The sequence below is a fragment of the Hydrotalea flava genome (assembly GCF_001623405.1).
Classification (GTDB): Bacteria; Bacteroidota; Bacteroidia; order Chitinophagales; family Chitinophagaceae; genus Hydrotalea; species Hydrotalea flava.
The window spans coordinates 1-24,653 of sequence record NZ_LUHG01000050.1 but is presented as its reverse complement, the minus strand read 5'-3'; the positions used below and the strand labels follow the sequence as shown (position 1 = coordinate 24,653).

Here is a 24,653-nt window from a genome sequence, read left to right as displayed (position 1 = left end):
TTATAAATGACACTTCCGGCAGTATCGGAAGACAAAATAAATAGAAATGAATAGTAAACTTGTTCAAAGACAAAAAATCCGGTACCGTATCCGTAAAAAAGTTGCCGGTACTGCTACTAAGCCCCGTTTATCGGTTTTTAGAAGTAATGCAGAAATTTATGCACAATTAATTGATGATGATAATAGCATAACCTTGGCTGCTGCCTCTTCAAGAGATAAACATTTAGTGGCTCAAAAAGTAACCAAGATTGAAAAAGCCAAAATGGTGGGCGCTGCTATTGCACAAAAAGCAAAAGAGTTAGGTATTACTACCTGTGTATTCGACAGAGGCGGGAACTTATACCATGGCAGAGTGAAAAGTGTAGCAGATGGTGCCAGAGAAGGTGGTCTTCAATTCTAATCTAAACAAACACTTAATAATTTAGGTCCATGTCTAAAATAACTGAAAATAAAGTAAAGCTAACCGGCGAAATTGAATTGAAAGAAAAAGTAGTTGCAATTAACCGTGTTGTAAAAACTACAAAAGGCGGACGTACTTTTAGTTTCTCTGCTTTAGTAGTAGTAGGTAACGAAAAAGGAATTGTTGGCCAGGGTTTGGGAAAAGCAAAAGAAGTTCAGGAAGCTATTGCAAAAGGTATTGATGATGCAAAAAAGAACTTGGTAAAAGTTCCTGTAATGCATGGAACCATACCACACGAACAATGGTCAAAAGCCGGTGCAGCCAAAGTATTAATTAAACCCGCAGCACACGGAGCCGGTGTAATTGCTGGAGGCAGCATGCGTGCTGTTTTGGAAAGTGCAGGTGTTACCGACGTATTGGCCAAAAGCCTTGGTTCTGCCAATCCGCATAATGTTGTTAAGGCTACCATTAAAGCTTTAACCGAATTACGTGAGCCAATTCAAGTTGCCAAAAATCGTAACGTAAAATTAAATAAAGTTTTTAACGGGTAAACTTTAGCATATTTTGCTGAGGTTAAAATTCTGAAGATTATGAAAAAAATTAAAGTTACTCAAATAAAAAGCGGCATCGACAGGTCTGAACGTCAAAAGAAAACCTTAGAAGCCCTTGGTTTAAATAAGTTAAATGCATCACGTGAATTGGAAGCAACACCACAAATTGTTGGCATGCTAAACAAAGTAAGCCATTTGGTTAAGGTAGAAGAAGTTAAATAATCAATTATATTTTTTCATGCTAAATGTATTATGTGAACGTTCATCACATACCATTTAGCATTACCATTTATTCATCATGCGAGGGGCGATTCCCCGATAAGTACAAAATCAAAAAAATGAAACTACACAATTTAAAGCCAGCTGAAGGTGCAACGCACAAACAAAAAAGATTAGGCAGAGGTGAAGCTTCCGGTAAAGGTGGTACATCTACAAAAGGTAACAAAGGTGGACAAAGTCGTGCCGGTTACCAACGTAAAAATGCTTTTGAAGGCGGTCAGATGCCCATTCAACGTCGATTGCCCAAACGTGGATTTAAAAACATCAATCGTGTTGAATATAAAGTATTCAATTTAGGACAAATTGAAACCTTGAATGAGAAATATGCCTTCTCTGAATTTTCACTAGAAAATTTATACATTAACGGATTGGTGAACAGAACCGATAAAGTTAAAATTCTGGGTAACGGAGAGTTAAAAACCAAGTTAAACTTTAAAGTAAATGCGATTAGCGATAAAGCTAAAGCTGCCATTGAATCCGTTGGCGGTACAGTAGAGCTAATTAAATAATTTACTGTATATTGCCCCCCGCATTCATTAGCGTTTGAAATGCTTTAGGTTTTAATCTCTTAACAACAGTATTTGTGAAAAAATTCATCAAAACAATTAAGAATATTTGGGGTATTGAAGAGTTGCGTGATAAAATTATTGTAACGCTTGCTTTAATATTAGTATACCGGTTTGGCACCCATGTGGTATTGCCCGGAATTGACCCGAATTTATTAGATCAGGCAAAATTAAATGCAGCAAATAAAGGTCTGTTAGGTTTGTTCGATACTTTTGCAGGTGGAGCTTTTACACAAGCTTCCATTTTTGCATTGGGCATTATGCCTTATATATCTGCCTCTATTTTTATGCAGTTAATGACCATTTTAGTGCCTCAATTACAAAAAATTCAAAAAGAAGGTACCAGCGGTCAGAATAAAATTAACCAATGGACTCGTTATTTAACTGTAATTGTAACCGCTTTTCAGGCAGGTGCTTATGTTGCTTATTTAACTAACCCACAGGGCGGTTATGCACAGGCTATTTTATTAGACAGAACAGTATTTACAATTACCACTGTTATCACACTTTCAGCAGGAACTTTGTTTGTAATGTGGTTAGGAGAAAGAATCCAGGATAAAGGTTTGGGGAATGGTACCTCTATTATTATCATGGTGGGTATATTAGCACGTTTTCCTCAGGCAACCATTCAGGAATTTTCTGCAAAAAGTGAAAAAGCGGGTGGTGGTTTATTAATTTTCCTGATTGAAATTGCCATTCTGGTTGCTGTCATTATGAGCTTAATTATATTGGTGCAAGGTGTACGTAAAATACCTGTGAATTACGCCAAACAAATTATAGGCAATCGTCAGTTTGGCGGTGCAAGACAATTTTTACCGGTAAAAGTGAATAGTGCAGGTGTAATGCCTATCATCTTTGCACAGGCAATTATGTTTTTACCTACATTGGTTTCTTTCACTAATATTGAATCTGCAAAAGGAATTATAAAAATATTCAATGATCACAGTAACCCTTGGTACATGCTGATTTATGGTGTTATGGTAATTGGATTTACCTTCTTGTATACCGCTTTAATATTCAACCCCAAACAGATTTCTGAAGATTTAAAGCGTAATAACGGTTTTATACCCGGTGTTAAACCCGGCCAACCTACAACAGACTTTATAGGCGCTATTATGGATAAAGTAACCTTACCCGGTGCCATTTTTCTTGCAATTGTAGGTATCATGCCAGGTTTTGCTCAAAAATTAGGTGTAACTAGTTCATTCAGTACGTTTTATGGAGGTACCTCTTTGTTAATTATGGTAGCGGTAATTTTAGATACACTGCAACAAATAGAAACCTATTTATTAATGCGTCAGTACGATGGATTAATGTCTGGTGGCGGTAGAATACAGGGAAGGCAAGGTGTAACATCTTCTGTATTATAATATTGAAGAATTGCTTTTTAAATATTAACCTGTTGAGCCTTGGCTCAGCAGGTTTTCTTTTTATTGACGTTCCATTTATACTTTAGATAATAGCACTAATTTAAATTGAATCAATTAATTTTATTTTCAAATGTCACGAAGAAATAATGTAAATATGATGTATGCTAAAACTGAACAGGAAATTGCATTGATGAAAGAAGCCGCTTTGCTGGTTAGTAAAACATTAACGGCTGTTGCTACATTTTTAAAACCCGGCGTTACTACCTTACAAATAGATAAACTTTGTTTTGAATTTGTGAAAGATCATCAGGCTATTCCTTCATTTCTAAATTATCACGGATATCCATACTCAGTATGTGCTTCGGTGAACGACGTGGTGGTACATGGTTTTCCGAATCATACTCTAATTAAAGAAGGTGATATTGTTTCAATTGATATGGGTGTCATTTTAAATGGATGGCATGGCGATCATGCGTATACCTTTATTGTTGGAGAGGTTGCACCTGAAGTATTGCAATTGGTAAAAATTACAAAAGAAAGCCTTTATAAAGGAATTGAAAAAGCAATAGCCGGTAACAGAGTAGGCGATATTTCTTTCGCCATTCAAGAACATACTGAAAAGAAAATGGGTTATGGGGTAGTACGTGAATTAGTAGGTCATGGATTAGGACGTTCATTACATGAAGAGCCACAAGTGCCTAATTATGGTAAACGCGGTAATGGGCCAAAGCTGAAAGAAAATCTTGTGTTGGCTATTGAACCGATGATTAATTTAGGTACCAAAGACGTGTATACAGAACAAGATGGCTGGACGGTTAGAACAAGGGATGGCAAAGTTTCTGTACATTTTGAACACGATGTTTGTGTGAAGAAGGAGCATCCGCTCATTCTATCTGATTATAGCATTATAGAAGCTGCTGAAAAAAGCAATACGAATCTAAATACCAGTTATTACGCATAATCTGTTTCAGTACTTGATTTTATTCTAAATAATCCAGAAAATCAAGTGCATGGTATATTTGATTGTGTTTTCACTTGGCTGCAATCTAATGCATTGACTGTATTGTTACGTACAATAAAATAAATACATGAATAGATTGATTATTTTATCGTTTGCTTTTTTTTTAGCTTTCATGCAAGTGCAGGCACAGCAAAAGCATCCATTGCCTTGGTTCAAAGATTATCAACAGCAAAACAAAGCCACTATTCTGCAGGATTATATTGATTTTATTGCCATCCCCAATATTGCAGTAAATAAGTTGGCCTTGCAGAATAATGCGGAATATTTAATGCGGCTAATGCAATCTGCCGGTATTGAACATACCCGTTTTCTTTTTCCTGAAGATGAATCAGCACCACCGGTAGTATATGGAGAAGTAATAGTGCCCGGAGCCAGGCAAACTATTGTATTTTATGCCCATTATGATGGACAGCCCGTTGATAGCGCTAACTGGCATATCGGTTTACATCCCTTTCAACCTGCTTTATACAGTAATAAAATTGAACTTGGCGGTAGGCCATTGACGAAAGATGAATTTATTAATAATTTGCAGGATGAATTTCGAATTTATGCTCGTGGTGCTGCCGATGATAAAGCCGGTGTAATGGCAATCATCAATGCCTACATTGCTTTAAAAAAGAAAAATATTGCGCCTGCAGTAAATGTAAAGTTCTTTTTTGAAGGCGAAGAAGAAGCCGGTTCGCCACATTTGGCTGAGGTATTATTCAAATACAAAAATCTGCTTTGTTCTGATGTTTGGATTATTTGCGATGGCCCACAACCCTCATCTGGAAAAAATTTGATATCATTTGGCGTTCGGGGCGATACACATATAGACATCACTTTATATGGAAGCAAATTTCCATTACATAGTGGTCACTATGGCAATTGGGCACCCAATCCTGCATGGAATCTGGTTCGCTTATTATCTTCCATGAAAAACAATAGCGGTTATGTTACCATCAAAAATTTTTATAGTGATGTAACGCCCTTATCCAATCTGGAAAAAAATGTATTGGCACAATTAGATCAAAATGATGAAGAATTGAAACATCAATTCGGTTTTATTATGCCGGAAATGAAAAATATTGCTTTATCTGAAGCCATTCTTTTACCCACTTTAAATATCAATGGTATCGAAAGCGGAAAGTTTGGTGCATTGTCTACCAATAGTATTCCTGCTACCGCTTCAGTAAGTTTAGATTTACGTTTGGTGCCCGGAAACGATTACAAAGTACAGCAAGAAAGAGTCATTAAACATATTCAAGATAAAGGTTATTACATCATTAACAGAGATCCTACTGATGCGGAACGAATGGCTCATCCCTTCATTGCCAAAGTTATTTGTAGTGATGGGTATAATGCGCAAAAAACACCAATGTACTTACCGGTTTCGCAGCAAATCATTCATGCACTTGCTGCAACTTCAACAAAGGGGTTAGTAATCATGCCTTCCACAGGTGGCAGCTTGCCTTTGTATGTTATTGAACAACAACTCAATGCCAAAGCCATTTCTATACCCATTGCCAATTACGATGATAATCAACATGCGGCCAATGAAAATATCCAAATGGGTAATTTTTGGAATGGTATTCAGGAAATCATTTCAATTATGATAATGCAATAAATGCGTAATTCAAAATCTTTAATAGTAATTGGAGGAGGTGCTGCCGGTTTTTTTTGTGCGGTAAACACTGCGCGGATGAACCCTGATTTGCGGGTAATGATTGTTGAAAAATCAGATAAAGTGCTTTCAAAAGTAAAAATTAGTGGTGGTGGGCGTTGTAATGTTACCCATGCATGTTTCGAACTCAATCAGTTTATTCAATATTATCCACGTGGTGCGCAGTTTTTAAAAAAATGTTTTCATTGGTTTAATGCAAAACATACGGTTGAGTGGTTTAAAGAGCGCCATGTAAACCTAATTGCAGAACCAGATGGGCGGATGTTTAGCGATACCAATACCTCTCAAACAATTATTGATTGTTTGTTAGGCGAAGCAAAACGTTATGAGGTTAATCTTCTGTTGAAAACAAATATTATCAAAATTTTGCCTGTTGAGAATTACTTCAAATTAACTGCTGTAAATGGAAAAGAAATGGTAGCAGATTATGTATGTATTACAACAGGTGGTTTTCCTAAATTATTGCAGTGGAATTGGTTGGCCGATTTAGGTCATGCTATTGTTCCGCCTGTACCCTCGTTGTTTACATTCAACCTTTCTTCGCACCCTATTCATGAATTAACAGGTATTAGTATTCCTGCTGTTGCAATAAAAATTAACGGAACAAAATGGAAACAAACAGGCCCTCTGTTAATTACCCATTTTGGTTTCAGCGGACCTGCCATTTTAAAGCTTTCGGCATGGGGTGCCCGTTATTTGGCTGAAAAAAATTATGTTTTTGATTTACTTATCAATTGGATTCCAGAAATGAATGAGCAGGTATTGCGAAATACCCTGAATGGTTTCAGAATGAATGCATCCCGGCAAATGATTGGTTCTAAATGCTTTTTCTCTTTTCCACTAAGGTTGTGGCTTTATTTCTTAGAACAAATCCATCTTTCACCTCAAAAAAAATGGGCCGATATCAGTAATCAGCAAATCAATCAACTGGTTTTAAAATTGCAGCAGGATAAGTATACCATTCAGGGCAAAACTACTTTCAAGGATGAATTTGTTACGGCCGGCGGCATCGATTTATCTGAAGTAGATGCCAATACTTTAGCAAGTAAAAAAATACCCCATTTGTTTTTTGCCGGTGAAGTGTTAGATATTGATGGTATAACAGGCGGATTTAATTTTCAAAACGCATGGACAACAGCATTTATGGCAGCGAAAGCCATTGCTGCAGATAGTTCTGCAAGTGCATAAAAAAACTGCTCACTGAAACAACAGGAGCAGTTTATTATTTCATCGCAACATTTATCCTTTCTTCTTTTTGTCGGCGGGCTTATTGGCTTTATACCGCATATCCGGTGTGCCATCTTTTTTCATTGGGCCGGCTGCCTCTTTTTTGCCTTTATTTTCTTTGTAACGCATATCGGCAGTACCATCTTTTTTAACATGGGTTGTTTTAGGCGCTGTCATTTCTTTTTTCTCTTTTTTAGGCTGAGTTTTAGCTGCTTGAGCAAAAGACGCTGTTGAGAAAATAGCTAAAGCCAGCACCAGTGCAAAAATTCTTTTCATTTTTTGTGTTTTTAGTGAATAAAGTAGTTGAATGCAGGGTTTATCTGTTTTGAATAACCCGGTTAAATTTAAATAAAATTTTAAACCAATAAACATTTATTCCTCTTTTAATATTTTATTAATGTTTTGGTTATTAACGTTGTTATGAGGCTTCAGATTGGTGAAAAAATTGCTATAAAATCAGTTTTTTTGACTTGAAATACATACTTTTGCAGCCCGAATTAAAACAATCGGGTATTATTATGATTTCTATTAACAAACAATTAAACGCTGATGCACAGGAGAATGTATCCGGTGCTGCTCAGGAAGCAGTACAGGAACAATCTGCAGCGATAACAAATGCACCTGTAGCTGAGCCGGTTGAAGAAGTGGCAACCGCTCATGATGATTTTGACTGGAGTATTGATAAACGCAATGTAAGTCTGTACACCCCTGATGAAAAAGCCAAATACGACAAAGTGTATGAAAACACTTTTGTGCAAATTGAAGATGGCGAAATTTTACAGGGTGATATTGTTGGCTTAACCAAAACAGATGCTGTTATTAATATCGGGTTTAAAAGTGATGGTTTAATTTCTCTCAATGAATTTCGCGATACACCCGGTTTGAAAATTGGTGATAAAGTGGAAGTAATGGTGGTAGAAAAAGAAGACAGAGATGGCAATCTTCATTTAAGCCGCAAATCTGCCCGTATTTTCCGTGCTTGGGAAAAAATTGTAGAAGTACACAAAACCGGTGAAGTTGTTACCGGAACTGTTACCTCTAAAACCAAAGGCGGATTGATTGTTGATGTTTTTGGTATGGAAACCTTCCTTCCTGGCTCTCAAATTGATGTGAAACCGGTTACTGATTACGACCAGTTTGTTGGAAAAACAATGGAATTTAAAGTGGTTAAAATTAATGAAACCATTAAAAATGCTGTTGTATCACACAAAGCATTGATTGAAAGTGATATTGAAGCTCAAAGAGCTGAAATTATGAGTAAATTAGAAAAAGGTCAGGTATTAGAAGGTACTGTAAAAAATATTACAGACTTTGGTGCATTTATGGATTTAGGTGGATTAGATGGTTTATTATATATTACCGATATTTCATGGGGAAGAATTTCTCACCCATCAGAAGTGGTAAAAATGGATCAAAAATTACAGGTGGTTGTATTAGACTTTGATGATGACAAAAAACGCATCAGTCTGGGTCTGAAACAATTAACGCCACATCCATGGGATGTATTACCTGCTGATTTAGCAGAAGGTGCAGTTGTAAAAGGTAAAGTGGTGAATATTGAAGATTATGGTGCTTTCTTAGAAATTCAACCCGGCGTTGAAGGCCTGGTACACGTTTCAGAAATTACCTGGGCAAATACACCCATCAACGCAAAAGAGTTCTTTAAATTAGGTGATGAGTATGAAGCCAAAGTGGTTACGTTAGATAAAGAAGCACGCAAAATGAGTCTTTCTATCAAACAAATGACAGAAGACCCATGGAGCACCATTGAAACCAAATTTGCAGAAGGCAGCAAACACAAAGGATTAGTGAAAAACATTACGCCTTATGGTGTGTTTGTTGAATTGGAAGCAGGAATTGGTGGAATGATCCATATTAGCGATTTAAGCTGGTTAAAACGCTTCAATCATCCCAGTGAATATGTAAAAGTGGGCGAATATATTGATACCATCATTTTAGGTATTGATAAAGAAAACAGAAAATTACAATTGGGCCACAAACAATTGGAAGAAGATCCTTGGAATGCACTGGAAGAAACCTTTGGCGTTGGAACTGTTCATGAAGGAACTGTGATTCGTAAAGATGATAAAGGTGCCGTAGTGCAACTGTCTTATGGTTTAGAAGGTTTTGCTCCTAACCGTCATCTGGTTAAAGAAGATGGAAAATCTGTTGGTGCCGATGAAACTGCACAATTTGTGGTAATTGAGTTTGATAGAAATGAAAAAAGAATTGTGTTGAGCCATAGCAGAATTTGGGAACAGGCGCATGCTGAAGAAAAAGAATCAGTGAAGAAAGAAGCCAAAGCCGAAGCTGAAAAAACCAAAAAAGCCGTAAAGAATATTCAGAGCAAAGTTGAAAAAGCAACTTTAGGCGATTTAGGTGCATTGGCCGATATTCGTGCCAAATTAGAAGGCGACGAAAAAGAAGGAGATAGCAAATAAATAAATCCTTTTTTCGAATAAGTTAACGTCTCATGTCGAACCCGGCATGGGACGTTTTTTTTTGAAGCACATTTAATTTTTAACCAATTGTACAGCAGTGTATCATTCGTGAAACGGTCGGCTCGGATACAGTTAAAAGGCTTCTTTAAGCGTATCTTCTTTTTTTACTTTCCTTGTACTTATTGTAAATAATTTCACTCATGGTTTTGTGATATACCTTCGATTCAACCCATGAAATAATATCCAGGTAGGCAAATGCACGGGTTTCAAAACGGTTCTTTTCAAGATGTTTTATTTTAGAAAGTAAAATAACCAGTTCGGGTTGTAATTTTTCTTCAGCTACATAAAAGGATCTCCGTAAGAAAGCAAAAATTTCTTCTTCAACAATGGTTAAATTTTGCATGCGGGCCATATATCGGTATACCGATTTTATTAAAGAATCAATAATATCATTATTACCCATTTCGTAATGTGCTAATAAATGCATTAAACGGGCATAACATTGCAGGTCATTTCGTAAAGAAAAATTATCATTAATTATTTTTTGCAAATAGTCAATACAGGTGGCAAATTGCCGGTTGCCAAAGTATAATGAGGCTATTTTATAGTTAAATACCAGAATACGGTGTGCATCAATAAATCGTCCATATTGATGTAATTGAGCCTCAATAAACGGAACGATGGTTAACCCTTCTGAAAAGGTACCGGTCATTAAATGCCAGTTAATTTTTGCGCTATGAATATAGATAAAGGTTTGAATTCTGAAATTGTCGTGCTGGTTGGCTACATCCGTTGCAGCAAAAGCTTCAAATCGTTGCAATATGAGTTGAAATTTGTCAAAATTCCTTAAATCAAAATGAGCATTGAGTAAGTTGTGCAATCCTTTAATGTAATGGCCGGTTTCAACTGCAATCATATTCGGCTGCTCATCAAATAAACCCAGCCATTTTTCACTGTAACGATAATACATTAAAAAATCTTGCCGAATAAATGCATACCAGGTATAGCTTTGGTATAGGTACAAACGTTCATAAAACCCTTTTAGAGTATAGGCATTTGCAGGAAGGTTTTCTTTAAAGAATAGTTTTACATCTGCCTCATCCTGTTCATTTCTGGCATGTCCGTTTTTAATATACCAGGTATACAGGTGTAAAGCCAAGTTGGATAATGCAGCAACCTGTGTAACATGCTCACTTACTTTTATTGATTCGGAAGTGATTTGCATGGTTTTACCAGGCATGCTTCGGGTAATATGGAGGGTTTCAATTTTCTTTTCCAGTGAAAGTACCTGCGTCATGAAATTGAACTTATTGGCAGTTTTGGCCATTTCCTTTGCTCTTTCTAAAATTTTAAGGCTTTGTAAAAAAAGGCCTTTATTGTACAATATTCTGGCATAATCTAACTGCTCATTCAATTGTAAATCAATACTGTCAGTACTTTTTAGTAAACGCAAACTGGCTAAAACCTGTTTGTACAGATGTGTTTTTAAATTGGCTAATTGTGGTTTATTGATGTTATTTAAGCGCTTCAGTAAAGTTTTTTCATCATAATCCTGCATTTTTTCCAATGCATCGAACAATTGTACAATTTTTAGATCGTCTTTATTAGAACTTCTTTTAATATACAGTTTAAAATGCCTTTTTTCTGACTTTTGTAAGGATTGAATTAATAGAAATAATGGGTCTGAATTTTTGTTGGGCATCATGTAATTTTTTTTATGAAACACAGTCTCTATGCGGTTTTTTCGTATTTTAATTACGGTTTAAGGTAATAAAATCGTGCCGAAATTGATTTCTACCAATAAAAAACCCACCTTACTTTTGTGGAAGAAAGATGAGTTAAAGGCAATAAGCAATCGTTAGAGTGGCAAATCGTTAGAGGCAAAATCTTAAGGTAGTACTTTTCGTTCCTACCTTTCAACAATAAGATTCAAGAATTTTCATATGGCAAGCAATCGTTAGAGGTCGTTCTGTTTCTACGGGATGACCCTTTTTTTATTCGGCACAGCAAGTTAAAGATAATTTAACAATCACCAATTTTTTTCACAATTTTTTTCAAAAATTATTGATTGAGCACATTCAGATGCAGGGCTCCAAAATTTTGCAAAGAACTTAATTTTAAATCTGCAGCACTCCACCGCTCTTCTTTTTGCTGATGATACATTGGGATTACTACACATTTCATTCTGGCAGCTTTCGCTGCAATCATGCCATTAAATGAGTCTTCAAAGCAAAGACATTCAGTTGGAACTGAGTTGAGTGCTGACGCGCAATTTAAATACACTTCCGGATGCGGTTTCCCATATTTTAAATTACCTGCCGAAGCCGTGGCCATAAGGTAGGGGGCAATGTTTATTTGTTGTATTACCTGATCTATAATAAATTGAGGAGATGAGGAGGCCAGCCCAATTTTAAAATGATGTGATTGGAAAAATTCAAAAATATACCCAACGCCGGGCATTATTTCGCCTTTTTCTGCAATTTTATAACTAACAACCTCCAATATTTTTGTTTCAGCAATACCTATTTCAGTATCTGGAATTTTAAATTTGGAAAACCAAGTAGCTACAAATTCATTGGTACGTAAACCCGTAGTAGTATGGTATTCAGTTTCGGTTAGTTGAATATTATAGTGCAAAAAAACTTCATCTGCTGCTTCTTTCCATAATGGCTCACTATCAATTAATAAACCATCCATATCAAATATTACAGTATTTAATGCCATTATTTTTTTGCGCAAAGGTATTCTAATGCAATAAATGATGAGTGATAAATTCAATGCACATTCACTTCCATCAAACAAAGAAAATTTAATAACAATGTTTATATTGTGCAGCTTTGTTTTTAAAATACTTGCACTTGTCCTTCATAGAAAAAATAAAACATTTTAAGCTAGTTCGCAGATGTATTTATATCATTGCTGGTTTGATATCTTATCCGGGAATTGCCATTTTTAACCGACTTAAAATTGAGGGAACCGAAAATCTGGAACAGTTGCCTGAAAATAATGTTTTATTTGTAAGCAATCATCAAACATATTTCGCAGATGTTATTGTTTTTATACACATATTTTGTGCAGTAAAATGGCGCAGACATAATAGATTAGGATTACCGTTTTGCTTATTCAATCCATTTACACATGTTTATTTTGTTGCTGCTGAAGAGACCATGCGTAGCAGTTGGATTAGTCGTTTATTTATTTTAGCCGGCGCTTTAACTGTTAAACGTACCTGGCGGCATGAAGCAACAGAAGTAAGAAGAGTAAGAAGAGGGCTTGATCCTTTTGATACCAGAAAAATCCATCGTGCTTTGGGAAAAAACTGGGTAATTACTTTTCCTCAGGGAACAACAAAGCCCTTTGCACCCGGCAGAAAAGGAACTGCCTATATTATTAAAAATAACCGGCCAATTGTGATACCTGTTGTGATTAATGGATTTTGGCGAGCTTTTACTAAACAAGGATTGCAGTTTAAAAAAAGAGGTGTTTTGCTAAGCGTACAATTTAAACCACCCTTGCAAATTGATTATGATGCTGATGTAAATATAATTTTAGAACAGGTAATGGATGCAATAGAACAAAGCAGACAATTTATGCTGAAAGGTCCGCATGATCATTCAGGGGTACAATAATTTTATTTGCCAAACAAAGCTTTTAATTCATTGGCATCATCGGGTTTCATTTTACCTGCCAGTATTAACCTTAATTGCCTTCTTCTTAATGCCCCTTCAAATAATTTAATTTCTTCTTCTGTTTCTGGTATTAATGCCGGTACAGGTCTGGGCTTACCGTTTGGATCTAATGCAACAAATGTAAAATAAGCTTCATTGCTTTCATATTGGTATTGATGCAGGCTGTCTTCCCCCCATACCTTTAAAAATATTTCCATAGATGTGTTGAAAGCTCTCGTAACCTTTGCCTCAATATGAACAATATTTCCTAATTTAATGGGATTTTTAAAACTAATATTATCTACACTCGCAGTCATGCAGGGTGTATTGCTGTGCTTCATGGCCGAGAGCGCAGCAGCAATATCCATCCAATACATTAAACGACCACCCATTAAATTGCCAAAGCTGTTGGTATCGTTTGGTAATACCAATTCATTCATAATGGTAAAACTATTGCTTGCTTTTCTGCCTTGCATGATGGATTGATTTGGGTGCGAAGATAGTACAATAGCCCCTTGTAGTAAAAAAAGCAATTTTAAATTGTGGTACTTTCCAGTGCGTTCAGGTAGCTTTCATCTACCGTTGCACCAATACCTGGTGCCTCAGTAGCGGTAAGTTGTAATCCATTATAGGTTACACCACCCAAAACAGGATCTTCTAAATGTCCTAACAAGCATGTATCTATATCATAAAAATGAATATTATTGTGTGCAATTGCAAAATGTACCATGGCAGTTAATGCCAGCCTGCTTTCTAACATTCCCCCCATCATACAAGGTATGCTATGTGCAGCAGCTGTCTGGTGAATTGCTTTTGCTTCCAGTATACCCCCGCTTTTAGAAAATTTGATGTTAATGGAATGGCAGGATTTTGTTCTGATAATTCTTTCCGCATCATGTTGTGTAAATACGCTTTCATCTGCCATTATTGGAATAGGCGAACCGGCACATAATGTAGGCAAAAAGTCATCATTGTATTTGGCCATGGGTTGTTCGCAAAATTCAATGTGGTAGGGGGCAAGTACATGTAAAATTGATGATGCATCAGCAGGGCTCCATCCCTGATTGGCATCAATTCTTAAGGTAATTGCATTGCCAATTGCGTTGCGTATTTGTTTGATTCGCTCAATATCGTCCATTCTGGTTTTTCCTAATTTTACTTTAATACAACGCACACCCTTTTGTGCAAATTTGAATGCAGTTTCAGCCATAACTTCAGGGGTATCTATCCCAATCGTTAAATCGCTTTCAATCGTTTTATTCTTACCTCCAAGAAATGCATAGAGTGGTACCTGTTGGTATTGAGCAGCTATATCATATAAAGCCATGTCAAATGCACTTTTAATGGTATAATTACCGGTGATGTGTTGATGCAATTCCTGCATCCTGCATTCAATATCAAGTGGGTCTTTGTCTTTCCATAAAAGTGCAAAATCTTTCGCCAGTGTATAGCAGGAATTTTGATTTTCTCCAACAATCATTGGAAATGCTGAGCATTCACCCAGCCCTGTAATGCCTTCATCCGTAAATATTTTAATTAAAATATTCTGAGCAAAATGCATGGTGCCGGTGGCAATAGTGAAAGGTACCATGGGAATTGAATACTTGTAAATTGAAATATATTTTATTTTCATTTTGATCTGTTCAGGTATTTTGTGAGGCCTAAATTTATACAATGTTCGTTGAAAAAATAAAAACCAGCATTTATAGAGGCATATATGGCAGTATACAAGTTGCATCATTTAAAATGATGTTGCTGTAGTTTTAAAAAAGAAAATAGATATTTGTACAATGGATACAATTCAACTGAAACAAAAAGCTGCTGAAAAGGCCATTACTTATGTAAAAAGTGGAATGACTGTTGGTTTAGGCACCGGTAGCACAGCTTATTGGGCTATTCAATTTTTAGGAGAAAAAGTGAAGCAGGGACTGGCTATTCAATGTATTGCTACTTCACAACAAAGTGATGAATTGGCCCGTTCATTGGGCATACCAATGACGAATTTTGCCGAAATCTCAAAAATTGATATTACCATTGATGGGGCGGATGAAACCACCCGTGATCGTCAATTGATAAAGGGTGGCGGTGCTGCATTGCTTCGTGAAAAAATTGTAGCTGCTGCAACAGAATTTTATATCATCATTGTAGATGAACATAAAGTAGTTGATAAATTGGGTAAGTTTAAAGTGCCAATTGAAGTGGTACCTTTTGGATACGAATCTACCATTCGTAAAATTCAGTCTTTGGGCGCAATTGCTACAATACGCCTAACAAAAGAAGGTAATATATTGATAACCGATAATCACAATTATATTGTAGATGCTGATTTTGGTTTAATTGAAGAGATATCTTCATTGCATAACCGTATTAATGATATTGTTGGTGTGGTTGAAAATGGTTTATTTATCAATATGGCTTCAATAGTAGTTGTGGCCCATGCTGATGGAAATATTGACTTATTGCAGTAAAGCCATTCACTACTCAGTTCATTAGATCATCTGTATCGTGTAATTTCAATCAGTTCTTGAAAAAATAATATTTAATCATTGTTGTCCGACTAAAATTGTAAAATAATGGTTCAAACCCTTTACAGAACCCTATTTCAACCGATTTCAAAAGATGGGGGACTTCCTCCAATTTTGAAACAACCATTTTTTAGCCTATAATCATTTACAACAAAGGATTACAGCAATTTTTTAGTTAAATTTTGTTGCACAATAATGATATTTAATATTACTTGCGCCATTCTTTTTTAAGTGGTCCTTGTTATACAGCGCATATTCAAACAGGTGTGCATTGTTTTACCAATTGTTTTGTATTACACTCCAATTGATTGGTATGGTTTATATGGTTGGTTAAACCAAAACCATTTTCTTTTTGTTGGTATTGTGCAATTGAATAACTATGGAAACTTTAAAAGACAAATGCGTATTATTAACAGGAGCAACCGGTGGAATAGGCAGTAAATTGTTACCATTGTTGCATTATGCAGGTGCACGTGTGTTTATTACCGGGAGAAATCAGGAAAAGTTAGCAGCATTGTCAGCATCGCTAAAATTGCCTGCGCAGCAAATGTTTGTTGCAGATATTAGTCAGCAGGAGGAGGTAACTGCATTAAAAAATGTTTTTTTTTTCTGTATTTGAAAATATAGATATTGTAATCAATGCTGCAGGAATAGGTATTATCAAGCCTGTTGAACAATTATCAGCCAACGATTTTTTAAAAAGTATAGAATACAATTTATTGGCACCCTTCTTGTTAATTCAGGCATTTTTACCCGCCATGAAACAACAAAGAAAAGGGCTTTTGATTAATATACCCGGCGTATTGGGTAAAGTACCCATGGCAGGTGCTGCTGCTTACGGTGCTTCTAAATATGGGTTGGTGGGCATGATGCAAAGTATTCGGGAAGAACTGAAGAGAACAGAAATTCGATGCACTAATTTGTATTTAGGAGGTGTTGATTCTCCATTTTGGGATAATATTGATTTGCGTGTACAAAAAGATAAGATGATTGTGGCTGAAGAAGCTGCAAAAGCTATCTGGTTCCTTTGTCAGCAACCGGCCAGCGGTGTGGTAAGCGAAATGGTTTTACAGCCATTTAACCATCAGGCTATTTAATTTACTAATAAGAATTGGTGCTTCTGCTTCGCTTTTTTGCAAATTTTGTTCTAAAACCGTTATCCTATTTTTTAGTTTACTGTTTGCATACGATATTCGCATCGCGAACAATTGTTAGTATGGATATTTCATTTGAAAATACAGAACAGGCTTTTGCCTATAAAACAGATAAGGAACTTAAACAATCAAGATTTTTGTTTAATACCATGGGCTATCCATTATTTGTGCCTATTGGTACACGTGTTACGCCGTTTTTAATGAAAACGGGCTTGCCAATTCATGGAATTGTTCGTAAAACCATTTTTAAACAATTTGTGGGCGGAGAAACATTAGAGGAAACTACACCTGTTGTGGAAACCCTTGCAAAATATAACGTTCAGGTAATATTAGATTATGGTGTGGAAGGAAAACAAGATGAAGCAGATTTTGATCATGCAACAGAATCTTTCATTAAAACCATTGAATATGCCGGAACTCAAAAAAATATTCCTTTTATAAGTGTAAAGGTTACGGGAATTGCCCGGTTTGATTTGTTACAAAAGTTAAATGAAGCACCCCGGTTGCGAAGTGGTATTCATGATAATGAATCAGAAATGAATGAATGGAACAGGGTGGTTGATAGAATGTATGCCATTTGTGCAACAGCTGCCGATAAAAATATTGGGGTTTTAATTGATGCGGAAGAAACCTGGATTCAAGATCCCATTGATCGGCTCACCATGGAAATGATGGAAATTTTTAATAAAGAAAAAGCAGTTGTTTACAATACCATTCAACTATACCGGCACGATAGATTGAAATTTTTACAGATTTCACATCAAATTGCAAAAGCCCAAAATTTTATTTTGGGTATGAAATTGGTACGTGGTGCTTATATGGAAAAAGAGCGGGCAAGGGCACAACAAATGGGATATGAAAGTCCTATACAGGTAAACAAAGAGAATACCGACCGCGATTTTGATGCAGCAGTTCGGTATTGCATCCAACACATGCACGAAATTTCTACCATTATAGCCTCTCACAATGAAGCCAGTAATTTATTGGCGGCTGAGCTATTAAATGCAAGAAGTGATTCACCGGCTCATGTCCATGTTCATTTTTCTCAATTGTATGGTATGGGCGATCATATCACCTTTAATTTGGCCAAAGCCGGTTTTAATGTAAGTAAGTATGTGCCATTTGGTCCAATTCGGGATGTAATTCCTTATTTAATGCGAAGGGCTCAGGAAAACTCGAGTGTAAGCGGACAAACCAATAGGGAGTTGAGTTTAATTAAGAAAGAATTGAAACGCAGGAAACTGGCGGGTACCATCAAAGCTTAAAAGCAGGGTTAACCTTTTATTACATGGCTTTTAAAATTTCATCTGACTCAGTACTGATTTTTTCCATCAGAGGAGCTATCTGATCAAATTCATTGGCTTTATCTATAAAATGATAAGCACCAATGTTGTAGCAGGTATTTCTATAATATTCAGTTGAGTGGTTGGTGAGCATAATTACTTTTACAGCAGGATAATGTTCTTTTACTTCTTTTAAAACCTCTATGCCATTTTTTTCGGGCATATTAATGTCTAACAATAATACATCGGGTTTAAATTCTTCAATGGTTTGTAATGCCTGCACTGGTGCTGAACTGGTTTTAATACTTGCTACACAGGAAATACTGGCCAGTACTTCTGACATTACAGTAAGTATGATGGTTGAGTCATCTATTAATAATACTTTCAAATTTTTAGCCATAGCCAATCTTTCACTTTTATAAATGATCATAGTGCTATATTTTAAATACGAGTATTTTTTAATTTTGATATCCCGTATTAGAAAATACATCATGCTCCCTTTTGTTGGGAGATGGATGTTTCTACTTTTCAAAGGAATAAGATTAGGGGATATTGGGTATTAAAGACGGACCGGAGTAAATTTGGCTCTCAATAGGTATTCGTATTTTGATAGAACAAAGTAACAACCACTTGCCGGGATGGTAAATAGTGTAACGTATCATTTATTTGTAGTGTATTTTCTACAATTCATACGTTTGTATGCTGTAAAGTGTAGTTTGTTAAACTAAGCAGTGGTATTGGCAGGTATCTTAATCAACAATTGGCCTCCTGCTGCCCCTTTCATACTTTGAAAGGTGCAATTACCTTTCAGATTTCTGGCTCTGTCTTTTATACCTATCATGGCAAGACTTTTGTTTTTTTTCTCCCAATCATACCCGTTGCCATTGTCTTTGATAGATAGCATAATTTCTCCATTTAATTTGCTGAGGGTGATGATTATTTTGTTGGCTTTGGCATGTTTATCAATGTTTAAAAGTGCTTCTTGCACAATTCGGTATAAGTTGGATTGCAGTTCTGCAGATTCATTTTTCAGGCTGTTATCATATTCAAAAAAACAATGAATTCCTGTTCTTTTTTCAAATTCCCTGCATTCCCATTCAATGGCAGCAGCCAGTCCAAAATCATCTAAAATACTGGGTCTTAAATCAGCGGCCATTTTACGAATAGCCAAAATAACACTATTGGCAATTTCAATATCATGGTTAATTTTTTCAGCTAAACCCGGATCTGTTTTTTGAATTTTATTTTTAAGAACGGTTAAATCTATTTTTATACCTGTAATTTGTTGTCCAATGGTATCATGTATGTGCTCGGCAATAAATTTGCGTTCTTGCTCTTTGGTTCGGTGTTGGTGAGCCGATAAACGTTGCAATTGTATATGTGAAGCTATCAACTCTTTTTCAGCTTTTTTTCTTTCTGTAACATCTACAAAAATAATGTAAACTGTTTTTTTATAAATGCTAAATAAATAGCTGAATGTTTTAATGCTGCCATCTTTACAGGTAATATCGCTTTCTAAATAAGGAATTTCCTGTTGTGGATTTTTACTGAAAGCATCAATCAATGCTACCCAGTGTTCATAATATTGTTTTCTTTTTACCGGGTCGGGTTGTGTACGGTAATACCAGTATTCAATGGTGGGTAAATCTTCTGCCACATACCCAATGGTTTTGGTAAAATAGTTATTGATAAAGTTTACAGTTCCATCCGTATTATAACTGCCAATGGCAATGGGCATATTTTGTGCCAATGCTTTAAACCGTTCTTCACTTTCCTGTAATAATTTGATGTAATTGTTTTGTTCGGTAACATCTTCTAAAATGGCAAATAATTCGTTATCAAATAAATTAAAAATTATATTTATATCTCTTAGTTCTCCTTTTTTATTGTATATCTGTCTGTATAATACAGGTGCTATTTTTTCGGGATTGGTTTGTACTTCTTTTAAATAACCATAAAATTCAGTATCGTGTTCAGCTTCTGCTTCAGGAGAATCGAATTGTATTTTTTTAAACCAGGCAGGATATAATTTAATTTCGTCCAACTCATAACCAAAAACCTCTCTGAATTTATTATTTACGAACAATAAATTGTATTGTAGATCGCAACTGGCCATGGGTACCGGAAAGTTTTCAATAATACGTTTAAATTTTAAAGCAGTTTCTTTTGCCTTTGCCTCAATGCTTCTTTTTTCAGTTAAATCAATAAAAATATTGTATATAAAACCATTGCTGTAAGATGTTTTTATTTCTATGTTTTTTTTTGCCCCGTTTTTTGCAACCAAAACAAGTTCATGGGTGGTGCTGATGTGTTCCTGCTGAACCTGCTTTACATGATTGGCCCAGCGTTCTTTTGCCTGTTGTACGGATATTTTATTAGGATAGGCTTTATTAAACCAATCGTAAATAGTTTTCAGTTCTTTAGCACTGTATCCAAAATTTTTTTTGAATGCTTTGTTGATGTATAAAATTTCACCCTCTGTACTGCAAAAGGAAATACCCACGGGCAATGCTTCCGTGAGTGATTTAAAATTGTGTTCACTTTGTTGTAATGCTGCAATGGTATTTTTTAAATCAGAAATATCCATACCCACACTCAAGGTTCCTTTAAAAGTACCTCCAGAGTATATGGGTGTATTTTTCCATTGTATGGTTTTGGGTATTTGCTTTTTGGTGAGAATTGTATTTTCAAAATCAATAGCCTGTTTGCCGGTTTTCAGGTTTTTAAAAACCTGCAGTGCTTTTAATTGCTCATTTTCCGGTATAAAAATCTTAAACCAGTTTTGATGTAAAACGGATGATAATTGATAACCGGTAATTTGTTCGCCTGCTTTGTTTAAGTAAGTAATATTGCCTGCATGATCCAATATTACAATAATGGCATGTACATTATCAATAATGTTTTCTCTTAACAGCAATTCAACCGGAAAAGATTTTGTTTTGTTTTGAACGGGTTGAATGTTTTGAATGGTAAAAACATATTGCAGGGGAACATTTAATTTTTTAATTTTTTGAATGGTTATTTCAGCAGAAAATTTTTTTCCTTTTTCATTTTGCAAAACAGTTTTAATTGTTATTTTTTTTAATGATGCAGCAGCAAAATTTTTAAATGCTGCCGTAAAAGCAGAGCGCTCTTTTGCAACAATAAGGTTTTGAAATTTTTTCTTCAACCATTGGTTGTTGTTTTTAAAATGCAGGGTTTCCTCAGGCCAAATATTTTCGATAACTACCCGGGCATTGGTTGCCAACACCAGCGTTGTTGCAAAGCAGCTAAGGAAATTATTTTTCATACTGCTTAAAATTGGCTTTTGGTACTTTTGCATTAGCAATCATCATTCGTTTGAATGCGGTATTTGATGTGCATCGGTAACCTTACTTCAATAGGAATAATTTTGTAAAATATTATTAATTGTTTCAGGCTAATAAGAAATAAATATAAGCAATTGCCGCGTAGAAAAAGTGATAAATATCACTCCTTCAATACATTATCTCAAATATCCACAGCTTTTGAACATTTTAAATAGATTTTCAGGCCGGTTTCAATGCCTGTTTGTATTTTGCAGCATGGAGCAATACCAACAATTATTAAAGCATGTTATTGAAAATGGTCAGCAAAAGCATGACCGCACCGGCACCGGTACCCGTAGTTGTTTCGGGTATCAAATGCGTTTCGATTTAGAAAAAGGTTTCCCATTGGTTACTACTAAAAAAATGCATGTAAAAAGTATTATTTATGAATTGTTGTGGTTTTTGAAAGGTAGTACCAATATTCAATACCTCAATGAACATGGTGTTACTATTTGGGATGAATGGGCAGATGCAAATGGAGAACTGGGCCCGGTATATGGCCATCAATGGAGAAGCTGGCAGGGTGCTGGTGGTACAAGCATTGACCAGATAACAGAAGTAATTCAACAAATTAAAACCAATCCGGATAGCAGGAGGCTGATTGTCAGTGCATGGAATGTAGCAGATTTGCCTAAAATGGCCCTAATGCCCTGCCATGCCTTATTTCAGTTTTATGTTGCCAATGGCAAATTAAGTTGCCAGTTATACCAACGCAGTGCCGATGTGTTTTTAGGGGTGCCCTTCAATATTGCATCATATGCTTTGTTAACTTTAATGATAGCGCAGGTTTGTAACTTACAACCCGGTGAGTTTATTCATACTTTTGGAGATGTGCATTTATACAATAATCACATAGAGCAGGCTGCGTTGCAATTGAGCAGAAATCCGTTTCCGTTACCGCAAATGCACCTGAATAAACAAATTACCAATATTTTTGATTTCGATTTTAATGATTTTACCTTAGAAAATTATCAGTACCATCCGGTTATTAAAGCACCTATAGCTGTTTAGTTTTAACTTAAATGATTTAACTTTTGTCATTAACCACTTTCAATCCAACAGAATTTATTATTACACTGGTAGTAGCTGCTTCCGAAAATAATGCCATTGGAAAAAACAATGCATTGCTTTGGCACTTACCCAACGATTTAAAGTTTTTTAAAAATAAAACATGGGCAATGCCGGTTGTATATGGCCGAAAAACTTTTAACGCATTGAATAATCAGCCTTTAAACGGGCGTTATAATATGGTATTAACCCGTAATCAATTGTTTCAATCACCGGGTATTACAGTAGTGCACGAATTTGAGGAAGCCCGGCAAAAAGCACTTCAATTGGGTTATAAAGAATTGATGGTTTTAGGTGGGAGTGAAATTTATGCGCAAACCATAGCATTGGCGCACAAAATGTATATTACAAGAGTGCATCATGTGTTTGAAGATGCCGATGCATTTTTTCCTGCATTCAGTACAACGGAATGGCGCTTAACATCGGAAATAAAGTATAATGCCGATGCGAAACATGCGTACGCTTACGCTTTTCAGTGCTGGGAACGAAAAGTATAAAATTGGATAAGATTTTCACAGATGTAGCAACAAAATTTTTTCGCTATACAGCCTCAAAATATTATGTATTCAAAAACTAAACTGGCTTTAAAATATATACAGTACTGGATAAAAGCCTCTAACGGTAAGGGGCATGGTATTCACTCTCCGTTTGTATTTGAATTTGTTCAGCAGGTATTGGTCTCTAAAATTCATATAGCAGCTGCTTCTGATATTGAGCGAATGCGTCAACAACTAAAAATAAGCCAACAGGAAATACTGTTAGATGATTTTGGAGCCGGATCCAGAGTGGTGAAGCAGAGTAAAAGAAGTATTGCTACCATTGCCCGGTCTTCATTAAAGCCCCGAAAATACAGCAGTTTATTGGCCAGAATGGTGGCTTTTTATCAACCCGCTTCCATTATTGAATTGGGTACTTCTTTAGGAATTACTACTGCCTATATGGCTGCAGCCAATCCCAACGCAACGGTTTCTACCATTGAAGGCGCACAAGAGGTGGCTGCAGCTGCCAATAAAAATTTTGAAATTTTGGGATTGAAGAATATTCGCTCTTATGTAGGAAATTTCGATATTGTATTACCCGAATTGTTGCAACAAATTAATAAGGCAACAGATTTTGTATTTATTGACGGGAATCATCGGTTACAACCAACCTTACAATATTTCCATTGGTTATTAAAGCATTCTAATGAAGATACTATTATGATATTTGATGATATTCACTGGAGTAAAGAAATGGAACAAGCCTGGCATGAAATTCAAAATAACCCCGCCGTTACCGCCACAATAGATTTGTTTTTTATTGGCATTGTATTGTTTCGAAAATCGTTTAAATCGAAACAGCATTTTACCATACGATTTTGATTGTTACTGTTGCAATACCTTTTTTTAGCATGCAATGAGCCATCATTAGGTTTAATACCAACAGGAATGATCATAGGCGAATTCTATGTGGTCAAAAATCAATATAAAAGAGCACATGAAAAAATACATTCAGAATCTGCAAAATCCTGGTTCTTAAATTTTGACCTTGTATTTCATGTAAAAAATCCCTTGAACAACTTCAAATCGCCTACATTTGTTTTATAATGTAATGCACATGATAGCAGGGGTATTAAAAGAACCGTCAGGAGAAAATCGGGTGTCACTTTTACCCGAACAATTACCGTTACTTTTTAAAAAAAACATACAGGTTTGGGTGCAGCAACAGGCCGGCATTGCAGCTTATGCAACTGATGCAGCTTATACACAGGCAGGCGCAAATATCAATGACCGAACGGCAATTTTGCAGCAGGCTGATGTTCTGTTTTCTATTCATCCCCTTACCAATGATGATATACAACTGATTAAGCCCGGAACAATTGTAGTGGGTGTCTTTCAACCCTTGTATGCGTTTAAAACCATGCAGGAGTGGGCTTCAAAATCCATCACCACATTTAGTTTAGATGCTATTCCCCGCACAACCCGTGCACAAAGTATGGATGTGTTAAGCAGTCAGGCTAACATAGCAGGATATAAAGCTGTGGTGATGGCCGCTGCAAATTACGGCAGATATTTCCCCATGTTTATTACAGCTGCCGGCAGTATTCCGCC

The 24,653-nt window shown here is 35.9% G+C and carries 24 protein-coding genes and 1 pseudogene; 18 read left to right on the top strand and 7 right to left on the bottom strand.

Going from position 1 to position 24,653, the window contains the following annotated elements; translation table 11 throughout:
- The first annotated feature begins 46 nt into the window (after positions 1-46).
- The 8 genes from rplR to A0F92_RS05490 all read left to right on the top strand — a co-directional run bounded on the left by rplR (position 47) and on the right by A0F92_RS05490 (position 7,038).
- Positions 47-400, top strand: coding sequence for a 50S ribosomal protein L18 (gene rplR / locus A0F92_RS05525; RefSeq protein ID WP_068242567.1), 354 nt, complete (start codon positions 47-49; stop codon positions 398-400).
- Positions 401-429: 29 nt separating this feature from the next.
- Positions 430-951 (top strand): 30S ribosomal protein S5, encoded by a 522-nt coding sequence (rpsE, locus tag A0F92_RS05520; RefSeq protein ID WP_068242564.1) that lies wholly within the window; start codon positions 430-432, stop codon positions 949-951.
- A 39-nt stretch (positions 952-990) separates the two neighbouring features.
- Positions 991-1,173, top strand: a complete 183-nt coding sequence (gene rpmD, locus A0F92_RS05515) for a 50S ribosomal protein L30 (protein WP_068242560.1) — start codon at positions 991-993, stop codon at positions 1,171-1,173.
- Positions 1,174-1,289: 116 nt separating this feature from the next.
- A complete protein-coding gene (rplO, locus tag A0F92_RS05510) occupies positions 1,290-1,739 on the top strand; it encodes a 50S ribosomal protein L15 (protein WP_068242825.1) in 450 nt (149 codons plus the stop codon).
- A gap of 74 nt (positions 1,740-1,813) precedes the next feature.
- Positions 1,814-3,166 (top strand): preprotein translocase subunit SecY, encoded by a 1,353-nt coding sequence (gene secY / locus A0F92_RS05505; RefSeq protein ID WP_068242557.1) that lies wholly within the window; start codon positions 1,814-1,816, stop codon positions 3,164-3,166.
- 130 nt (positions 3,167-3,296) lie between these two features.
- Positions 3,297-4,127 carry a type I methionyl aminopeptidase gene (gene map, locus A0F92_RS05500; RefSeq protein WP_253810201.1) on the top strand — a complete coding sequence of 277 codons (831 nt, stop codon included), beginning with the start codon at positions 3,297-3,299 and terminating at the stop codon, positions 4,125-4,127.
- Between the two features lie 127 nt (positions 4,128-4,254).
- Positions 4,255-5,793, top strand: a complete 1,539-nt coding sequence (locus tag A0F92_RS05495; protein WP_068242551.1) for a M20/M25/M40 family metallo-hydrolase — start codon at positions 4,255-4,257, stop codon at positions 5,791-5,793.
- Entirely contained in the window at positions 5,794-7,038 is a 1,245-nt protein-coding gene (locus A0F92_RS05490) for a BaiN/RdsA family NAD(P)/FAD-dependent oxidoreductase (protein WP_068242547.1), read from the top strand.
- A gap of 51 nt (positions 7,039-7,089) precedes the next feature.
- Here A0F92_RS05490 and A0F92_RS05485 read toward each other — a convergent pair whose 3' ends face one another.
- Entirely contained in the window at positions 7,090-7,353 is a 264-nt protein-coding gene (locus A0F92_RS05485; protein ID WP_068242822.1) for a hypothetical protein, read from the bottom strand.
- A 194-nt stretch (positions 7,354-7,547) separates the two neighbouring features.
- Between A0F92_RS05485 and rpsA the strand changes: the two genes are divergently transcribed.
- Positions 7,548-9,518: a 30S ribosomal protein S1 gene (gene rpsA / locus A0F92_RS05480; protein ID WP_253810200.1), complete on the top strand. Its 1,971-nt coding sequence runs from the start codon at positions 7,548-7,550 to the stop codon at positions 9,516-9,518.
- A gap of 145 nt (positions 9,519-9,663) precedes the next feature.
- Here rpsA and A0F92_RS05475 read toward each other — a convergent pair whose 3' ends face one another.
- On the bottom strand, positions 9,664-11,223 hold the full coding sequence (locus tag A0F92_RS05475; protein WP_317038889.1) for a hypothetical protein: 1,560 nt from the start codon (positions 11,221-11,223) through the stop codon (positions 9,664-9,666).
- Between the two features lie 356 nt (positions 11,224-11,579).
- Positions 11,580-12,242, bottom strand: coding sequence for a hexitol phosphatase HxpB (gene hxpB, locus A0F92_RS05470; protein ID WP_068242544.1), 663 nt, complete (start codon positions 12,240-12,242; stop codon positions 11,580-11,582).
- Positions 12,243-12,442: 200 nt separating this feature from the next.
- Between hxpB and A0F92_RS05465 the strand changes: the two genes are divergently transcribed.
- A complete protein-coding gene (locus A0F92_RS05465; protein WP_253810198.1) occupies positions 12,443-13,147 on the top strand; it encodes a lysophospholipid acyltransferase family protein in 705 nt (234 codons plus the stop codon).
- A 2-nt stretch (positions 13,148-13,149) separates the two neighbouring features.
- On the opposite strand, the gene A0F92_RS05460 is transcribed toward A0F92_RS05465, so the two are convergent.
- Together A0F92_RS05460 and A0F92_RS05455 are read right to left on the bottom strand one after the other, a co-directional pair.
- A complete protein-coding gene (locus A0F92_RS05460; protein WP_068242537.1) occupies positions 13,150-13,662 on the bottom strand; it encodes an acyl-CoA thioesterase in 513 nt (170 codons plus the stop codon).
- Between the two features lie 59 nt (positions 13,663-13,721).
- On the bottom strand, positions 13,722-14,777 hold the full coding sequence (locus tag A0F92_RS05455; RefSeq protein WP_253810196.1) for a mandelate racemase/muconate lactonizing enzyme family protein: 1,056 nt from the start codon (positions 14,775-14,777) through the stop codon (positions 13,722-13,724).
- A gap of 199 nt (positions 14,778-14,976) precedes the next feature.
- Here A0F92_RS05455 and rpiA point away from each other — a divergent pair, with 199 nt between their 5' ends.
- The 4 genes from rpiA (at position 14,977) to A0F92_RS05440 (ending at position 18,130) form a co-directional block, all read left to right on the top strand.
- Positions 14,977-15,654 (top strand): ribose-5-phosphate isomerase RpiA, encoded by a 678-nt coding sequence (gene rpiA, locus A0F92_RS05450; protein WP_253810194.1) that lies wholly within the window; start codon positions 14,977-14,979, stop codon positions 15,652-15,654.
- Between the two features lie 436 nt (positions 15,655-16,090).
- Positions 16,091-16,330, top strand: a complete 240-nt coding sequence (locus tag A0F92_RS15520) for an SDR family NAD(P)-dependent oxidoreductase (RefSeq protein ID WP_167516835.1) — start codon at positions 16,091-16,093, stop codon at positions 16,328-16,330.
- Complete coding sequence (locus A0F92_RS05445; protein WP_167516834.1) at positions 16,308-16,808, top strand: SDR family oxidoreductase; 501 nt, start codon at positions 16,308-16,310, stop codon at positions 16,806-16,808. The genes A0F92_RS15520 and A0F92_RS05445 overlap by 23 nt, the downstream gene beginning before the upstream one ends.
- Positions 16,809-16,927: 119 nt before the next feature.
- Positions 16,928-18,130, top strand: coding sequence for a proline dehydrogenase family protein (locus A0F92_RS05440; RefSeq protein WP_068242533.1), 1,203 nt, complete (start codon positions 16,928-16,930; stop codon positions 18,128-18,130).
- A gap of 19 nt (positions 18,131-18,149) precedes the next feature.
- On the opposite strand, the gene A0F92_RS05435 is transcribed toward A0F92_RS05440, so the two are convergent.
- Positions 18,150-18,578, bottom strand: coding sequence for a response regulator transcription factor (locus A0F92_RS05435; RefSeq protein ID WP_068242530.1), 429 nt, complete (start codon positions 18,576-18,578; stop codon positions 18,150-18,152).
- A gap of 294 nt (positions 18,579-18,872) precedes the next feature.
- Entirely contained in the window at positions 18,873-21,437 is a 2,565-nt protein-coding gene (locus tag A0F92_RS05430; RefSeq protein WP_167516833.1) for a PAS domain-containing sensor histidine kinase, read from the bottom strand.
- A 274-nt stretch (positions 21,438-21,711) separates the two neighbouring features.
- Here A0F92_RS05430 and A0F92_RS05425 point away from each other — a divergent pair, with 274 nt between their 5' ends.
- The 4 genes and pseudogenes from A0F92_RS05425 to A0F92_RS05405 form a co-directional block, all read left to right on the top strand.
- Positions 21,712-22,506 (top strand): thymidylate synthase, encoded by a 795-nt coding sequence (locus tag A0F92_RS05425; protein WP_068242524.1) that lies wholly within the window; start codon positions 21,712-21,714, stop codon positions 22,504-22,506.
- Positions 22,507-22,529: 23 nt separating this feature from the next.
- Positions 22,530-23,060 carry a dihydrofolate reductase gene (locus tag A0F92_RS05420; protein WP_253810192.1) on the top strand — a complete coding sequence of 177 codons (531 nt, stop codon included), beginning with the start codon at positions 22,530-22,532 and terminating at the stop codon, positions 23,058-23,060.
- 63 nt (positions 23,061-23,123) lie between these two features.
- Complete coding sequence (locus A0F92_RS05415) at positions 23,124-23,924, top strand: O-methyltransferase (protein ID WP_068242521.1); 801 nt, start codon at positions 23,124-23,126, stop codon at positions 23,922-23,924.
- 235 nt (positions 23,925-24,159) lie between these two features.
- Positions 24,160-24,653, top strand: a pseudogene (locus tag A0F92_RS05405) (NAD(P)(+) transhydrogenase (Re/Si-specific) subunit alpha); the annotation flags it as partial.

Excerpts from the sequence above, each read along its gene's own strand:
- rplR (WP_068242567.1), top strand. The coding sequence starts at position 47 with ATGAATAGTAAACTTGTTCAAAGACAAAAAATCCGGTACCGTATCCGT.
- rpsE (WP_068242564.1), top strand. The coding sequence starts at position 430 with ATGTCTAAAATAACTGAAAATAAAGTAAAGCTAACCGGCGAAATTGAA.
- rpmD (WP_068242560.1), top strand. The coding sequence starts at position 991 with ATGAAAAAAATTAAAGTTACTCAAATAAAAAGCGGCATCGACAGGTCT.
- rplO (WP_068242825.1), top strand. The coding sequence starts at position 1,290 with ATGAAACTACACAATTTAAAGCCAGCTGAAGGTGCAACGCACAAACAA.
- map (WP_253810201.1), top strand. The coding sequence starts at position 3,297 with ATGTCACGAAGAAATAATGTAAATATGATGTATGCTAAAACTGAACAG.
- A0F92_RS05495 (WP_068242551.1), top strand. The coding sequence starts at position 4,255 with ATGAATAGATTGATTATTTTATCGTTTGCTTTTTTTTTAGCTTTCATG.
- A0F92_RS05490 (WP_068242547.1), top strand. The coding sequence starts at position 5,794 with ATGCGTAATTCAAAATCTTTAATAGTAATTGGAGGAGGTGCTGCCGGT.
- A0F92_RS05485 (WP_068242822.1), bottom strand. The coding sequence starts at position 7,353 with ATGAAAAGAATTTTTGCACTGGTGCTGGCTTTAGCTATTTTCTCAACA.
- A0F92_RS05475 (WP_317038889.1), bottom strand. The coding sequence starts at position 11,223 with ATGATGCCCAACAAAAATTCAGACCCATTATTTCTATTAATTCAATCC.
- hxpB (WP_068242544.1), bottom strand. The coding sequence starts at position 12,242 with ATGGCATTAAATACTGTAATATTTGATATGGATGGTTTATTAATTGAT.
- A0F92_RS05460 (WP_068242537.1), bottom strand. The coding sequence starts at position 13,662 with ATGCAAGGCAGAAAAGCAAGCAATAGTTTTACCATTATGAATGAATTG.
- A0F92_RS05455 (WP_253810196.1), bottom strand. The coding sequence starts at position 14,777 with ATGGTACCTTTCACTATTGCCACCGGCACCATGCATTTTGCTCAGAAT.
- rpiA (WP_253810194.1), top strand. The coding sequence starts at position 14,977 with ATGGATACAATTCAACTGAAACAAAAAGCTGCTGAAAAGGCCATTACT.
- A0F92_RS15520 (WP_167516835.1), top strand. The coding sequence starts at position 16,091 with ATGGAAACTTTAAAAGACAAATGCGTATTATTAACAGGAGCAACCGGT.
- A0F92_RS05445 (WP_167516834.1), top strand. The coding sequence starts at position 16,308 with ATGTTTTTTTTTTCTGTATTTGAAAATATAGATATTGTAATCAATGCT.
- A0F92_RS05440 (WP_068242533.1), top strand. The coding sequence starts at position 16,928 with ATGGATATTTCATTTGAAAATACAGAACAGGCTTTTGCCTATAAAACA.
- A0F92_RS05435 (WP_068242530.1), bottom strand. The coding sequence starts at position 18,578 with ATGATCATTTATAAAAGTGAAAGATTGGCTATGGCTAAAAATTTGAAA.
- A0F92_RS05430 (WP_167516833.1), bottom strand. The coding sequence starts at position 21,437 with ATGAAAAATAATTTCCTTAGCTGCTTTGCAACAACGCTGGTGTTGGCA.
- A0F92_RS05425 (WP_068242524.1), top strand. The coding sequence starts at position 21,712 with ATGGAGCAATACCAACAATTATTAAAGCATGTTATTGAAAATGGTCAG.
- A0F92_RS05415 (WP_068242521.1), top strand. The coding sequence starts at position 23,124 with ATGTATTCAAAAACTAAACTGGCTTTAAAATATATACAGTACTGGATA.